The organism is Mobilitalea sibirica (assembly GCF_015999265.1).
Lineage (GTDB): Bacteria > Bacillota > Clostridia > Lachnospirales > Lachnospiraceae > Mobilitalea > Mobilitalea sibirica.
This window is the reverse complement of the sequence record NZ_JAEAGR010000013.1, coordinates 1-16130: the sequence shown is the minus strand read 5'-3', so window position 1 is coordinate 16130 and position 16130 is coordinate 1. Positions and strand designations below refer to the sequence as shown.

Genomic DNA, 16130 nt, shown 5'->3' with positions numbered 1-16130 from the left:
GAGTCTAGTTGCAATGTAAGATATATCTTTGAATTAAATTAATTTTACCAGAATAAATGATCCTGTAGCTTTACACTGTTCTTTTTTTGATCATAGCCCTTTCTGACAGCTGATTTATACGTGTGGAAGTACAAACGGGTACCTATGTTATTGGCACCTGCCAAGGCAGCCTTTGCAGCTTTTATGGATAGTTGCTGCGATTTTGAAGTATAATTATCATAATTGTCCAATTGCTTTGCCAATGAGCCGCTCTTTGCTACGGAGAACTGTCCGGGCTGATAGATAACATCCTTAAGGTTATTAGGATATTTACCGGATTTTATCCTGTTTAATACCACGTTTGCAACGGCTAGCTTACCCTCGTATCTTTGATTTCCTGCTTCTGCGTGAACAAGACAGGCCAACAGCTTTAAATCGCTGTTTGTGTAATCTACTTCATCACGGTATTTAACAGCAGTTTCCCTTTTGATTCTTTCCTCTTCCTTGAGTTTTAGTAGTTCCAACTCTTCTTCTTTCGAAATGGCATCTTCAAAGTCAACCAATAGTTCTACATATTCTCTTCTTACATAACCGATTACTTTATCGTCATCAATATCAACTTTAAGCCATTCATCTTGTAAATCGATTACGTTATATTTTTCATTTTGGTAAATAACTGTTAGTTTTTTAGATTCTAAATCAGGATGCTCTCTTACATTTAATCCATCAACACTTACTTCAATACGTAATTTTCCGTATTTGTCGATTAATTCTTCATCAGGTATTCCTGTTTTTATATAATCAGAGCTAATATATCCTTTGACACTTCCTGACTCAACATAATACCAATCGCCAATCGTATCTAATATTTGTGCGGCTGAATTACGGTAAAGCTTACCTAATACATCGCTTTGTGTATTTGCTTTGGAGCGGATATTAACATAGGATTTTGCGATGGATATTCCAATGTTGGCGTATCTCGATACTTCTTGTATAGGTTCTTCTTCGATGTTAAACTCGGATGAATCGGCTGTTGCTTCAAATGCCTTTATATTGGACCTGGCTTCCTGAGCGTCCATTGCAGAGATATTGAAGGTAGCAACATCAATGGTTCCGGTAACAACATCTGTTGTAGCATTTTCCAATGGTAAGTCTTCTGTTTTTTTATTTTTAATTTCGGTTTTTGGGTTATCGTTATCAACCAATATATTCTCATCTAGGGGGTCTGATAAAAGACTTTTGCTGATAACCGTGCCGTTTTCCTGAGAGCCATTTTTAGCAATGGCAACAGCTTGTGAATCCTCCCCCACTTGGGTTGTTATGGAACCGGTATCGTTATTGCCTGTTCCTTCTTCCAGGGATGAGGTTGTTGGATTCTTAATATCAAATAAAACGGAAAACCAAAATACGGATAAAAACATTACCATGGAAAATACGGTTCGTTTTGTTTTCATAATTCACCTTCCATAAGTAAGGATTTACATTGCACAAGCTATTATAGCTTAAAATAAGAGTAAAATCAACCTTTTCGGGACTAAGCTGGGTAATCAAGTAAATTATATACATAAAATGGTAGTTTTATACATAAGACTTTTCTTTGAAAAGGAAAAGCCCGCCGTAAATTTGGCAGGCTCATTTGTAATGTCACTTGATAGCACATCAAGTGATGCTTTTATTAATTTGCTGAAGTATCTTCGGTTCCTGTATTACTCTTAATAGTGGAGGATATCAATGATGAAACTAATTCTGCAATTTCAGTGGATTTCATGTTTTTGTAATCCTCATAATATAAGGGTTTAAGGTAATGAATTTGTACATTAAGTTTTTTTATGGAACTAGTGTCAAAGGCTTTGTAGGAATCTATTAAAGCAACCGGAACAATAGGACATCTGGCATTCATAGCGCTTTTGAAACTTCCACCTTTAAACTCCAGAATATTATTACCGTTTCTTGATCTGGTGCCCTCGGCAAAAATTAGAAAATTTTCGCCCTCCTTTACACGACGGGTCATGTTCATAATAACCTGCATGGATTGTCTTACATCCTCGCGATCAATGATTTCTGCCTGTAATAGTTGTATGATTTGTTTTAAAAGAAAGATATCCTTTACTTCTTTTTTCATAACAGTTACAAATGGCCGTTCATGGGTCTCTAAAAATGCAAGGGCATCAAATAAGCCCTGATGATTAGGAAACATGATATATCCGGTCTCTTTTGGCAGGTTATCAAGTCCATGGCAGCTTATTTTTATCCTGCCCCGCCGAATTACGATGGGTGTTATTTTGTGTAAAAAAGCATAGCGGGTTTTGGTATCATACTTTTCAATATTACACAGCCGGAATAGCTTGACAAGCCAAAACGGTAGAATAAATATATTTCGAAATACCATGTATAGAATTCTTTTCATGGAAACATCCTTTCATTTATAGTAAATCAGACATTATCATATTGGTATAGTATACTATATCTATAAAAGTTTAAATGCCGTTACAATTAGGTCGCAATAAAATATGTATAGGATAAGCTATAATCGAATATGTTTAAGTCTATTAAATATTAGCCTCTACTTATATTATTTCATATCCTTTCAGCATTTTAGCACGGCTAGGATGTCTGAGTTTTCTTAAGGCCTTAGCTTCAATCTGGCGAATACGTTCTCTGGTTACATTGAATTCCTTGCCGACTTCTTCCAAAGTTCTGCTTCTGCCATCCTTTAAACCAAATCGAAGTATTAATACCCTTTGTTCTCTCTCGGTAAGGGTATCTAAGAGTCTGGAAATCTGATCTCTTAGGATTGAATAGGATGCTGCATCTTCAGGACCCATAATATTATCATCTCTAATAAAATCGCCGAGATGGCTGTCATCTTCCTCGCCGATAGGAGTATCCAATGAAATCGGATCGGCTGATACTTTAAGGATCTCTCTTACCTTCTCGATGGGTAAATTAAGTGCATCAGAAAGTTCCTGTTCGGTTGGCTCTCTTCCTAAATCCTGAAGTAAGTTTCTTGATATACGATAGGTTTTATTTATTACTTCAGACATATGTACAGGAATTCGAATGGTTCTGGATTGATCCGCTATTGATCTGGTTATTGCCTGCCTTATCCACCAGGTTGCATAGGTACTGAATTTGTAACCCTTAGTATAATCAAATTTTTCTACTGCTTTTATCAAGCCTAAATTACCTTCCTGAATTAAGTCAAGGAAGGATAACCCTCTTCCTACATATCTTTTTGCAATACTTACAACGAGCCTAAGATTTGATTCGGCTAATAATTGCTTCGCTATTTCATCCCCCTGTTCTATTCTTTTCGCTAATGTAACCTCTTCTGACATAGAGAGAAGAGGATAATTTCCGATTTCTTTTAGGTATAGATGCACAGGGTCATCAGACATTGCTGAGGAGGTAACATGAGTAAGAGTATCTATCTCTGATCCGGAATCATCTGAATCATCCTCAAGTTCGATGAGAATGTCATCACTTGGCTCATCTTCTTCATCACCGGAGTTTAAAACCACTATATTATAGGCTTCAAGCCTCTCATATATTTTGTCGATCTGGGTATTGTCTAAATTTAGTTCATTAATTAATGTATTTACTTTATCCGCCTCAATAATGCCTTTTTGTCGATTGGCAAATACAATTAATTCTTTGAATTTTTCCTCTAATACATCATGGATAGGTTGCTCGTTCATTATATTTCCTCCATCTTTTGGAATAGAAAAATAGCACTAAACAATATTATAACATAGGGCGGCTAATATGAAAATATGTAAATTGCAATCCCGTGGAAAATAATGTAGGATCTTAATTCATGTAATCAAATAAGTATGAGGAATCCAAAACATGTACTTATGAATATTGGAAACGTTCTGTTGTATATAATATTCCATAATATACAAAAAAACATTGTGAAACACAACGAATACCGATATAATAGACTATAAAAATTATAGTACTTTAGCATACATTAATCGATACGATAGTTTCATTAAATATTAAAACAGAAGGATTTGATGATTTGGCACAGGTAAGATTTGGATATATTTTGTATATGTAATAGTTGATTTTATTATACGAAAGCAGATTAGGAAGGATAGATTATGACGCAAAAGCAAATTTCCAGGGGAGGGACACAGGATAGACTGGGGACAAAGAACATAGGAAGATTACTGGCGGAGTTTTCAATACCTGCTACAATCGCAATGTTGGTTAACGCGATTTATAATATGGTGGACCGAATGTTTATTGGTAATGCCGAGGGATTAGAATCAATTGGATTGACAGCTCTTACTGTATCTTTTCCGATTATGATGATTATGATGGGCCTTGCCCTTATGTTTGGTGCCGGAGGTGCTGCTCTGTTTTCCATAAGGCTTGGGGAAAAAGATCGTGAGGGAGCTGAAAAGGTTCTTGGCAATGCTATCATGATGATATTCATAACAGCCTTTGTCTTTATGGTGTTAGCGCTTTGGAATTTAGATAGTCTGTTATGGTTGTTTGGAGCAAGAGAAGAAAGTATGCCTTATGCAAAAGAGTACATGAGCATTATTTTATATGCAGCGGTGTTACAGGGACCTGCTATGGGATGTAATCATTTTATGAGAGCAGATGGAAGTCCCAAAACCGCTATGGTATCTATGTTTATTGGAGCGGGTTTCAATATTATATTTGATTATATATTTATCTTTATCTTCCATATGGGTATGACAGGTGCTGCTTTAGCAACGGTTGGAGGGCAGGGACTTTCTGCAATCTGGGGTATCTCATACTTTTTATCAAGGCGAAGTAATATGAAACTGAGACTAAAGAATATGAGGCTTAAAGCGGAGCTGGTTGTAAAGATTATATTGGCAGGATTACCGTCCTTTGTAAATCAGATCAGTGCCAGTGTATTAAGTTTAGTTTTGAATAACAGCTTACGTATCTATGGCGGAGACGTAGCAATTGGAGGCATAGGAGCCATCACCAGCCTCCAGCAGCTTTTAGTACTGCCAACCATTGGAATCAGTCATGGGGCTCAGCCAATTATAGGATATAACCGAGGTGCAGGTAAATATCGACGTATTAAAGAGACGCTAGCAAAAGCCATACTATCAGCCACGGTTGTTGCTTTATTAGGCTTTACAGCTACCAGATTATGGCCGGAAGCGTTAATAGGTTTTTTCGGTAAAGAAGAAAAATTTCGAGAGTTTGGAACAAAAGCCATCGGCGTATGGATGCTTATGCTACCCACGATTGGAACTCAGATTATTGGAGCCTTATACTTTCAAGCAGTTGGCCGACCGAAAATATCTCTTGTATTAACCCTGAGCCGCCAGATACTGGTGTTGCTTCCTATGATATTAATTCTTTCTCGTGTGTTTGGGCTTATGGGAATTCTTGCAGCAGCTCCAATTTCAGATGCAATTTCCTTTTTACTTACCGGAAGCTTTTTATTGGTTGAGCTTAAAAGATTAACTCGAATGGAAAGGGAGAAGCAGTTTCATTAAATTAACGGGTTTGGATTAATGAAGTAACGATAGGAATCAAGAGTATATATAATTAGGATAATTGAGATTTTCCATAAAACCATACCAATGTGATTATGAACGGAGTGTGCAACATGGTTGACAATAAATTCCTATACTGTTATTATATACCCAATTAATTAATTAAAAAGGAGGAAGGCACATGAAATTATGGTTTGATACAGGCCAGTAATACCAATATGCTCGAGGTCCACCGACTTAGTAATGTTGTATATTTTTTCTAAAAAGAAATGATTAGTCTCTTTTGAAAAGCATAAAAGACATGCTCAAAGCATAAAAAACATGCTCAAAGCATAAAAAACATGCTTTTAATATAAAACAAACATTATTTGGTTGGAGGTATCTATGAACATTAAGAAATACTATGTTCGGCAGTTTTTTCATGAATTAATGCCGATTTATCCGATCTATTCTTTGCTTTTTCAAAGTAAAGGTTTATCGGTTCAACACATATCGCTTTTGCTGGCTATTTGGTCTTTACCTCTTGTATTATTAGAAATTCCGACAGGTGTGCTATCAGATCGTTGGAGCCGGCGTAATATGATAACCCTGGGAAGTTTTTTTAAAGCCTCCTGTTATTTTCTATGGATATTTTCAGAGGGGTTTCTTTTATTCGCCATAGGCTTCGTATTATGGGGAATAGGAGAAGCATTTATATCCGGTGCGGAGGAAGCCTTATTATATGATTCATTAAAATCGCAGGACAAGGAAGATATATTTGATCAGGTTCTAGGGAAAGGACGGTTCTTGGCAGGAACAGGCAATGTAATTGCCTCCATTGCCGGTGGGTTCATCGGTATGTACGGAGGATATCAATATGCCCTCTATCTTTCTGTGATTACCGCACTGTTATCAACGGCCATAGGATTTGGTTATAAAGAAGTTAATTATTACAAACAAAGAGTCATAGAGAAGATTCATAAGGATAGCGGTGATACTTTTCGGAATGCGTTATTATTTTTAACCAGCAACATGAAAATACTGATTTTTTCTCTATTAGCTATTTTTGTTATTGGATTTGCCGGAGTCTTGGATGAATATGATCCTCTGATTGCTAAGAGTTATGGTTTATCCATAGCCGGTGTAGGTATATGGGCTTCTATTCGATTTTTGTTGATGGCTCTTGGTGGATATTTATCCCATGGCCTTCAAAAAGCAGTTAAAAAATTATTCAGAATTAAGAATAGGTTCTATACATTAATATTACTGTGTTTATCTGCAGTCGCTTGCCTGATATGGGCCGGTGTTATTCGAAATCTGTTCATTATGGGGATTTATGGACTTTATTATCTAATCATGTCAGCCTCTGAAGTACAGGTAGAGGATTATATCCAAAAGAAGATTGAAGATGAAGGTAGGGCGACGGTGCATTCCATCCTGTCCCTATCCTATAATCTTTATGGGCTGGCAGCTTGCGGAGCAATAGCAATACTATTCCATTGGATCGATATACAGGAGTTTTTACTTTGGGTTGCAGGGTATATTACCTTGCTGGTATTTGGTTTGGCCATACTCTATTATTGTAAGAGTTGTAAAAAAGGATAATTGAGTGAAACGATATGCATAAGTAATTAAGTTTCAATTGAGGGGCTTATGCATAATATAACAGTTGTAGACAGTTTCACAAAATGCTTCTAAATAAGACGGAACGGAATATAGGAAACATCTAAATACACTCCTTGGAGAACAGTATAGAAGCTGTTCTCCAAGGAGTGTATGTTGTTTTCTGTGTTCCGTTTTATTAGTTTCATAAAAATAATATATTCCTAGTAATCGTATTAACAACGTCATACATATAATAGCTCAATTATGAAACAACTCATAGTATTAGAATTGCTTCTATAGCTATGTAGAACTATTGAATTCCCGGTATACTGGGAAGACCATCAAATCCTTTTTGCAGGTCTTCATCACTGGGGATGTAATCATTCATGGTTTTTTCCAGATATGCATTATAAGCGGTCATGTCAAAATATCCGGTTCCGGTCAGACCAAATAGGATGGTTTTAGACTCACCACTTACTTTGCATTTTAGGGCTTCATCAATTGCAGTTCGAATGGCATGGGCTGACTCCGGTGCGGGCAGGATAGTTTCCTGTTTTGCAAAGAATACAGCTGCTTCAAATACCTTGGTTTGCTCTACCGCTACCGCTTCCATATAACCGTCATGATATAATTTTGACAGAATTGGTGACATGCCGTGATAACGTAAACCGCCGGCATGGTTTGCAGATGGAATAAAGCCGCTGCCTAAGGTATACATTCTGGCAAGAGGGGTGACCTTACCGGTATCACAAAAATCATATGCATATTTGCCACGGGTAAAGGATGGACAGGAGGCAGGCTCAACTGCTATGATTCTTGGATCTGCTTTTCCCAGTAATTTATCTTGCATAAAAGGTGCAATCAGGCCACCTAGATTAGAACCACCACCGGCACATCCTACAATAATATCGGGATATTCATCTAATATTTCCATAGCTAATTTGGATTCAAGACCAATGATTGACTGATGGAGTAATACCTGATTAAGCACGGATCCCAAAACATAACGGTATCCCGGTGTGGTGACAGCTTTTTCTATTGCTTCAGAAATAGCACAACCTAGGCTTCCGGTTGTATCGGGATTCTTTTCTAATATAGCATTACCGGCATTGGTGGTAGTGCTGGGACTTGGAAAAATCTCTGCATTGAAGGTCTTCATTACAGTTTTACGGAAAGGTTTTTGCTCATAAGAGCACTTTACCATATAGACCGTTAACGGTAAATTGTAATAAGCACATGCTTCTGCCAGAGCTGTTCCCCATTGACCGGCTCCCGTTTCGGTGGTGAGACCGGATAGACCCTGATCCTTAGCATAGTAAGCCTGTGCAATGGCAGAGTTTAGTTTGTGACTACCGGAGGTGTTATTGCCTTCAAATTTGTAATAAATTTTTGCAGGTGTACCTAATGCTTTTTCCAGATTGTAGGCTCTGATTAACGGAGAAGGACGATACATTTTATAGAAATCCTGAATCTCTTCTGGGATATCAATGTATCTATTACTTGAATCCATTTCCTGCTTTGCCAGTTTCTCGCAAAAAACAGGATATAGATCTGCCTCTGTAACCGGTTTCATGGTACCGGGATTTAACATAGGATCCGGCTGTTCCTTCATATCTGCGCGAAGATTATACCATTGTTTTGGCATCTGCTCCTCCGACAGATATAGTCTGTGTGGGATTCTCTTTGACATAATAAAACTCCTTTCATGATATAATTTTTTTCTTGCATAGCATTCGTCGATTTGAGCTAATACTTAGTAGGTATATGTAACGAATAGGATATAATTATCTATATAAAAAAAGCTTTTGTCTCAGTAATATTACTGGGACAAAAGCTTAAGATTTACTTTTGCGGTACCACCCGGTTTGGTGCTTGACACCCTCTTACTCCATATACTTACATATATGCTCCCTTGGTAACGGACGGAGATCCCGTTGGGCATTACTTAGCTTTCTAAGAAAGCCTTTCTTCCCACCCTCGTAAGGCCATTCAATACAGCTGTTATTACTGCAATTCCACCATCTGCAGCTCTCTGAAAATAAATTGCCATATCTACTATTCTTACTCATCGGTTTGTTGTTTTGATTGTTAGAAACGTTATTACGTTAACGCTCTAAAGTCCTATTAATATAAAGTATATACGACATGGTATATAATGTCAATCTTTTTATGCTATATTATAAACTTTACTACTTTACAAAGAATATTGAAAATACTCTTCATACGAATAGATACACCGAACTCATTAATACCTAACATATCATCGATCTGCTCTGTCTGCTCATATATGAATAGAAACAACATTATAAATGATCTTCTAAGTTAAATATTGATTTAAGCTCTTACTTAACTCTTGTCTGATTTTGTCCTTCAAGTGAGCAGGGTTAAGAACTCTGGCACCGGGCCCGTATTGGAGTATCCATCGGATTAGTTCATCGGTCACCGCAGTGTTTCTCATAAAGGTGATGCCATCTTCTGTTTCAATAATCTCATCTGCCAAATCAAATTCATATTCCATGATATATTTTGCTGTAGGTTTATCAAAAGCGATGATGATCTGTTCAGTTACATTTCCTGATAAATGAATGAACTTATTCCGGTCCTTGTTTTGATGATATGCTTCCGGGACTGTAAATGTTTCTTCCAGGGATGTTAAGGCTCGGATGCGGGACACGCGAAAATCACGAATATCATTTCGGAGTTCGCAATAGCCTACCACACTTAAAGCACCATCATTAATCATAAGCTCATAGGGCTGAATTACTCGAATGGTATCCTCATCACCGGCAAAGCTATGATAAATAATTCGAACCTTACTTTTATTACGGATTGCTTCCTGTAGTTTGTTCTCAATCTCAGGATTTAAGGAATCGCTGATATAATCATTGGTATTAATTGTAACAAGTCCGGTAAAATGCTTTATAAACTCCCGGTTTAAATTGGTTGTATTGTCTAGGAGCTTATGAATTAGCTCCTGTGAGGTTTTACCCATAGTCATATATTGATAAGGCTTTAAAAGTTCCAACAAAAAGGCCAAAGAAATTAATTCAGGAGAGGTGAAGGTGATATCCCGCAATCGGAATTTATCAGCGGTATAATAGGTCTTGCCGCATCTTTCCTCTTCCGATATAAAGCAGATACCGGATAAGCTGTCAATATCACGCATTATGGTCTTTTTATCAACAATCACATCCCATTTTTCTAAAGATGCATGGATATCATTGATGGTATATCCCCGTTTATTTTCAGATAATAGTAATAAGATAAAGATCTGTCTTTCTGTTTGTGCCATATCTTTCATACGTGGTTCCCCTCCCCGAATTATACTTTCTTCCTATTATAATATACTGTATATTATAATAAGTGAAATGAAACTATAACAATCAGCTTGTTGATAATGTTGTTTATAAACGAAATCAGATAAGAAGATGGTAATTAATTCATGAATACATATTACTATAAAATGACAGAATAGAAAAGAGTATAGTTGGTTTATCTTAATTTATTAAAAAATCCCTTGACAATTCCATGGGAAAAAAGTATAATCATTTAGCGTGCAAATTTCTGCATGCTATGTATTTTTTATGCGCTTTTTGCTGATGCTTATATCATATTCGAAAGCGCCTCATAGACCACAGAATATTCTATAATCAATGAAAAATTTCAGGAGGTGAAAAATTAATGCCAACATTTAACCAGCTAGTAAGAAAAGGCAGACAGACAGTAGAGTATAAATCAACATCACCTGCTTTGCAGAAGGGATTTAACTCTTTGAACAAAAGAACTACGGATGTATCTTCTCCTCAGAAGAGAGGTGTATGTACCGCAGTTAGAACAGCGACTCCGAAGAAGCCTAACTCAGCGCTTCGTAAGATTGCCAGAGTACGTCTGTCGAACGGAATCGAAGTAACAAGCTATATCCCCGGTGAAGGTCACAACCTTCAGGAGCATAGCGTTGTTCTGATCAGAGGTGGTAGGGTTAAGGATTTACCCGGTACCAGATACCACATCGTCAGAGGTACACTTGATACTGCAGGCGTTGCTAAGAGAAGACAGGCACGTTCCAAGTACGGTGCTAAGAGACCGAAAGACGCTAAGAAATAAAACTACTAATTGAATTTAAGTGCCGGATTAATTTTTTATTTCCATTTAATTTGTATTTCTGTGGGTTACAGATTGAAATAAATTGGTAAACCGATTTATCTATAGGAAAACGAAGTTAAACTGAGCACGAACACAAGCAAAGTAAAATAGCATGTTTTACGATGCTGTTATTACATTTGTGAGTACCGAGGAATTAATTGGCTGACGAATAACAGATTCGTTAAGCATCGTTAAGGAGGGAAGAAACGTGCCAAGAAAAGGACATATACAGAAAAGAGATGTATTGGCAGACCCGTTGTACAACAATAAGGTTGTAACAAAGCTTATCAATAACATTATGTTAGACGGTAAGAGAGGTACTGCCCAGAAAATCGTATACGGAGCTTTTGATAAGGTAGCGGCAAAATCCGGTAAGGAAGCCCTTGAAGTGTTCGAAGAAGCTATGAACAACATCATGCCTGTATTGGAAGTAAAAGCAAGACGTATCGGTGGTGCAACTTATCAGGTTCCGATTGAAGTAAGACCTGAGAGAAGACAGGCGCTTGCTCTGCGTTGGTTAACAATGTTCTCACGTAAAAGAGGCGAAAAAACCATGCAGGATAAGCTTGCAAATGAGATTTTAGATGCAGCGAATAACACCGGTGCAGCTGTAAAAAGAAAAGAAGATATGCATAAGATGGCAGATGCTAATAAGGCATTCGCACATTACAGATGGTAGAAATAGTATCATAGCATGTTCTTCTTAATTCTAGAATGATAGGCTGCAGTGAGGATTGCTGTAAATGATAACAGGGCATAGGAACATCCTATGGTCTGTTTCATATAACGAATAGATGGCTTTTATAAGGCTTTCTATGAACTGCAAGGCGGAGGCATTATCAAGTACACCAAAAGAAGTGTGAAAGTACTTAGAGAATGATATAAACTATAAGGAATATCAATGCTTTGGTGTATTCTCAGAACGTTTTGCGGATTAGTAGCAAGAATATAAGATAAGATGAATTGACATACGAGAGAATTATTTATAATTCGCTTTTCATGTGTTCACTTGTAATGAATTAAGGAGGAATTATCCTTGGCTGGAAGAGAATATCCGTTAGAGAGGACTAGAAATATCGGTATTATGGCGCATATCGATGCAGGTAAGACAACGCTTACCGAACGTATCCTATATTATACCGGTGTTAACTACAAAATCGGTGATACTCATGAAGGTACTGCTACCATGGACTGGATGGAACAGGAGCAGGAAAGAGGTATTACCATTACATCAGCGGCGACGACTTGTCATTGGACTCAAGAGTTTGAGCATAAGAAGATACCGGGAGCTTTAGAACATCGTATCAATATTATTGATACTCCAGGTCACGTTGACTTTACCGTTGAGGTTGAGCGTTCCTTGCGTGTACTTGATAGTGCGGTAGGTGTATTCTGTGCAAAAGGCGGTGTTGAGCCCCAGTCTGAAACAGTATGGCGTCAGGCTGATAAATATAGCGTACCTAGAATGGCATTTGTAAATAAAATGGACATATCAGGTGCAGACTTTTTCAACGTTGTTAAAATGATTAAAAACCGTTTAGGTAAGAATGCAGTTCCAATTCAATTACCAATCGGTAAAGAAGATACCTTCAAGGGCGTTGTTGATTTATTTGAGATGAAAGCTTATTTATATAATGATGATAAGGGCGAAGATATCTCAATTGAAGAAATTCCTGCTGATATGAAGGATGATGCAGAGTTATACAGAGGCGCAATGATTGAATCTATCTGTGAGACAGATGATGATCTACTTGAAAAGTTCTTAGAGGGTGAAGAACCTACGAATGAAGAACTGAAAGCTGCCCTCAGAAGAGCAACCATCGCAGTAGAGATTATCCCTGTTCTTTGCGGTTCCGCATATAGAAACAAGGGTGTACAGAAATTATTGGATGCTGTTATTGAATTCATGCCTGCTCCTACTGATATCCCAGATATTAAGGGTGTTGACGAGGACGGTAATGAAATTCGCAGAAAATCTTCCGATGAAGAACCTTTCGCAGCATTGGCATTTAAGATTATGGCTGATCCTTTCGTAGGTAAATTAGCGTTCTTTAGAGTTTACTCCGGTACCTTAAACTCCGGTTCCTATGTATTAAACTCTACAAAGAACAAGAAAGAACGTGTTGGACGTATTCTACAGATGCATGCTAACAAAAGAGAAGATCTGGAAAAGGTATATTCCGGAGATATCGCAGCAGCAGTTGGTTTAAAGGTAACAACTACAGGTGATACCATCTGTGATGAGAAAAGTCCTGTTATCTTAGAATCCATGGAATTCCCCGAGCCGGTTATCAATGTTGCAATTGAGCCTAAGACAAAAGCCGGTCAGGATAAGATGGGTGAAGCACTTGCTAAGCTTGCAGAAGAAGATCCAACCTTCAGAACTTATACCGATGAAGAAACCGGTCAGACGATTATAGCCGGTATGGGTGAGCTTCATCTTGAAATTATCGTAGACAGACTTCTTCGTGAATTTAAGGTAGAAGCCAATGTTGGTGCTCCTCAGGTTGCATATAAAGAAACCTTTACAAGAGCAGTTGAAGTTGACAGTAAATATGCAAAGCAGTCCGGTGGACGTGGTCAGTACGGTCACTGTAAGGTTCGTTTCGAGCCTATGGATGCCAATGCAGAGAAAACCTTCGAATTCGTATCTACCGTAGTGGGTGGTGCTATTCCTAAGGAATACATCCCAGCAGTAGGTAATGGTATCGAGGAAGCTTCTAAAGCAGGTATTCTTGGTGGTTATCCGGTACTGGGTATCAGAGCTACCGTATACGATGGTTCCTACCATGAAGTTGACTCTAATGAAATGGCCTTTAAGATTGCCGGTTCCATGGCATTCAAAGATGCGATGCATAAAGCAGGCGCAGTTTTATTAGAGCCTATCATGAGAGTTGAAGTTACGGTTCCGGAAGATTATATGGGTGATGTTATCGGTGATATCAGCTCCCGTCGTGGTCGTATCGAGGGTACAGAGGACGTAAGCGGCTCTAAATTAATCAGAGGCTTCGTTCCGTTATCCGAAATGTTCGGATATTCTACATCCCTTCGTTCCAGAACCCAGGGACGTGGTGCATACTCCATGTTCTTCTCTAGCTATGAACCGGTTCCTAAGAATGTTCAGGAGAAAGTTCTCGCTGCAAAAACTGGTAAAAACTAATCGTTTTTTAACGGAAGACAAATTAAGCAAGAAAAAAGTTAAGATATCAATTGTTTGTGCTTGAAAATATTTCTAAGTTGAAATATAATAGGGCATATGAGGCAATATATAAACAAGCCCCTTAATGGGGAAATTGAAAACATTTGCTTATAAGCATTTTATTAAAGGAGGACGTTGTAAAATGGCAAAGGCTAAATTTACAAGAAACAAACCACATTGTAATATCGGTACCATCGGTCACGTTGATCATGGTAAAACAACTCTTACAGCAGCTATTACTAAAACTCTTCATGAAAGACTTGGTACTGGTGAAGCAGTAGCATTCGACCAGATCGATAAAGCTCCGGAAGAGAAAGCAAGAGGTATCACAATATCTACAGCTCACGTTGAGTATGAGTCTAAAGCTAGACACTACGCACACGTTGACTGCCCCGGACATGCTGACTACGTTAAGAACATGATCACCGGTGCTGCACAGATGGATGGTGCTATCCTCGTTGTTGCTGCTACTGACGGTGTTATGGCTCAGACAAAAGAGCACATCTTACTTTCCCGTCAGGTAGGTGTTCCTTATATCGTTGTATTTATGAACAAGTGTGATATGGTTGATGATCCTGAGCTTCTTGAATTAGTTGAGATGGAAGTTAGAGATTTATTAACTGAGTATGAATTCCCTGGCGATGACACTCCTGTAATCCAAGGTTCTGCTCTTAAGGCTCTTGAAGATCCTAGCAGTTCTTGGGGAGATAAGATCATTGAGTTATTTGATGCAGTTGATAGCTGGATTCCAGATCCTCAGAGAGAGACTGATAAGCCTTTCTTAATGCCTGTAGAGGACGTATTCTCCATCACAGGTCGTGGTACTGTTGCTACCGGTCGTGTAGAGCGTGGTGTTCTTCATGTATCAGAGGAAGTTGAAATCGTTGGTATTAAAGAAGAGACCCGTAAAGTTGTTGTTACCGGTATCGAGATGTTCAGAAAGTTACTTGATGAGGCTCAGGCTGGTGATAATATCGGTGCACTTCTTCGTGGTGTTCAGAGAACTGAAATCGAAAGAGGTCAGGTTCTTTGTAAACCCGGCTCAATCAAATGCCATAAGAAATTCACAGCTCAGGTTTACGTATTAACAAAAGAAGAAGGTGGACGTCATACTCCTTTCTTTAACAACTACAGACCTCAGTTCTATTTCAGAACAACTGACGTTACCGGTGTATGTAACCTTCCTGAAGGTGTAGAGATGTGTATGCCTGGCGATAACATTGAGATGAGCATTGAATTAATTCATCCAATCGCTATGGAGCAAGGTTTAGGTTTCGCTATCCGTGAGGGTGGTAGAACCGTAGGTTCCGGTAAGGTTGCTACTATCGTTGAATAATTAAATAAAACAAGAAACCAGGCGCTTAGCGATGGTTGTTGTTAACAGATAATAAAAAACTGTTCCTTGGATCGTTAGATCAAAGGAACAGTTTTTTTATATCTTGTTATTGATAATGCTATGATGTAATTTGATACGATAATATAATATTAATATCAAGCGTAAGAATAATCCTGAAGTAATTATAAATAAAGGCAAATAGGATATTACAGCATTGATATCCGACAAAGTACTATAGTTATATTGCCATAAGCTGAGTAATAATAGTGGCTCATTGTCAAGTGTTGGGGTGTGATTCATTTGAATCATGCCCCAACACTGGTTTTAGAGCTATTTTTATGTTTATAGGTTCTATAAGGTGTTTTAGGGTGCACTTAATAAGCCTACCACTATT

General features: G+C 38.0%; 11 protein-coding genes and 1 other annotated feature. Of the genes, 6 read left to right on the top strand and 5 right to left on the bottom strand.

All coding sequences use genetic code 11. The features are described from left to right. Positions 1–44: 44 nt before the first annotated feature. From I5677_RS11995 to rpoD, 3 genes are all read right to left on the bottom strand, one after another. Positions 45–1433, bottom strand: coding sequence for a cell wall hydrolase (locus I5677_RS11995; RefSeq protein WP_197661867.1), 1389 nt, complete (start codon positions 1431–1433; stop codon positions 45–47). 221 nt (positions 1434–1654) lie between these two features. Next, on the bottom strand, positions 1655–2386 hold the full coding sequence (locus I5677_RS11990; protein WP_197661866.1) for a lysophospholipid acyltransferase family protein: 732 nt from the start codon (positions 2384–2386) through the stop codon (positions 1655–1657). 160 nt (positions 2387–2546) lie between these two features. Next, a complete protein-coding gene (gene rpoD, locus I5677_RS11985; RefSeq protein WP_197661865.1) occupies positions 2547–3677 on the bottom strand; it encodes an RNA polymerase sigma factor RpoD in 1131 nt (376 codons plus the stop codon). A gap of 408 nt (positions 3678–4085) precedes the next feature. On the opposite strand from rpoD, the gene I5677_RS11980 reads away from it, so the two are divergent. Then, entirely contained in the window at positions 4086–5474 is a 1389-nt protein-coding gene (locus tag I5677_RS11980; RefSeq protein WP_197661864.1) for an MATE family efflux transporter, read from the top strand. A gap of 384 nt (positions 5475–5858) precedes the next feature. Further along, complete coding sequence (locus I5677_RS11975) at positions 5859–7058, top strand: MFS transporter (protein ID WP_197661863.1); 1200 nt, start codon at positions 5859–5861, stop codon at positions 7056–7058. 310 nt (positions 7059–7368) lie between these two features. Here I5677_RS11975 and I5677_RS11970 read toward each other — a convergent pair whose 3' ends face one another. Together I5677_RS11970 and I5677_RS11965 are read right to left on the bottom strand one after the other, a co-directional pair. Next, positions 7369–8751, bottom strand: coding sequence for a TrpB-like pyridoxal phosphate-dependent enzyme (locus I5677_RS11970; RefSeq protein WP_334298802.1), 1383 nt, complete (start codon positions 8749–8751; stop codon positions 7369–7371). Between the two features lie 127 nt (positions 8752–8878). Beyond that, positions 8879–9136: a binding site (T-box leader), on the bottom strand. 239 nt (positions 9137–9375) lie between these two features. Further along, complete coding sequence (locus tag I5677_RS11965) at positions 9376–10359, bottom strand: helix-turn-helix transcriptional regulator (RefSeq protein ID WP_197661861.1); 984 nt, start codon at positions 10357–10359, stop codon at positions 9376–9378. Between the two features lie 380 nt (positions 10360–10739). Between I5677_RS11965 and rpsL the strand changes: the two genes are divergently transcribed. From rpsL to tuf, 4 genes are all read left to right on the top strand, one after another. After that, positions 10740–11162, top strand: coding sequence for a 30S ribosomal protein S12 (gene rpsL, locus I5677_RS11960; RefSeq protein WP_197661860.1), 423 nt, complete (start codon positions 10740–10742; stop codon positions 11160–11162). Between the two features lie 247 nt (positions 11163–11409). After that, positions 11410–11880, top strand: a complete 471-nt coding sequence (rpsG, locus tag I5677_RS11955) for a 30S ribosomal protein S7 (protein WP_197661859.1) — start codon at positions 11410–11412, stop codon at positions 11878–11880. Positions 11881–12237: 357 nt separating this feature from the next. After that, a complete protein-coding gene (gene fusA / locus I5677_RS11950; RefSeq protein WP_197661858.1) occupies positions 12238–14361 on the top strand; it encodes an elongation factor G in 2124 nt (707 codons plus the stop codon). Between the two features lie 181 nt (positions 14362–14542). After that, positions 14543–15736 (top strand): elongation factor Tu, encoded by a 1194-nt coding sequence (gene tuf, locus I5677_RS11945; RefSeq protein ID WP_197661857.1) that lies wholly within the window; start codon positions 14543–14545, stop codon positions 15734–15736. Positions 15737–16130 lie beyond the last annotated feature (394 nt).

Bases quoted from the DNA above. Each gene is read 5' to 3' on its own strand.
- rpsL (WP_197661860.1), top strand. From the start codon at position 10,740: ATGCCAACATTTAACCAGCTAGTAAGAAAAGGCAGACAGACAGTAGAG.
- tuf (WP_197661857.1), top strand. From the start codon at position 14,543: ATGGCAAAGGCTAAATTTACAAGAAACAAACCACATTGTAATATCGGT.
- I5677_RS11980 (WP_197661864.1), top strand. From the start codon at position 4,086: ATGACGCAAAAGCAAATTTCCAGGGGAGGGACACAGGATAGACTGGGG.
- rpoD (WP_197661865.1), bottom strand. From the start codon at position 3,677: ATGAACGAGCAACCTATCCATGATGTATTAGAGGAAAAATTCAAAGAA.
- I5677_RS11965 (WP_197661861.1), bottom strand. From the start codon at position 10,359: ATGAAAGATATGGCACAAACAGAAAGACAGATCTTTATCTTATTACTA.
- I5677_RS11995 (WP_197661867.1), bottom strand. From the start codon at position 1,433: ATGAAAACAAAACGAACCGTATTTTCCATGGTAATGTTTTTATCCGTA.
- I5677_RS11975 (WP_197661863.1), top strand. From the start codon at position 5,859: ATGAACATTAAGAAATACTATGTTCGGCAGTTTTTTCATGAATTAATG.
- I5677_RS11990 (WP_197661866.1), bottom strand. From the start codon at position 2,386: ATGAAAAGAATTCTATACATGGTATTTCGAAATATATTTATTCTACCG.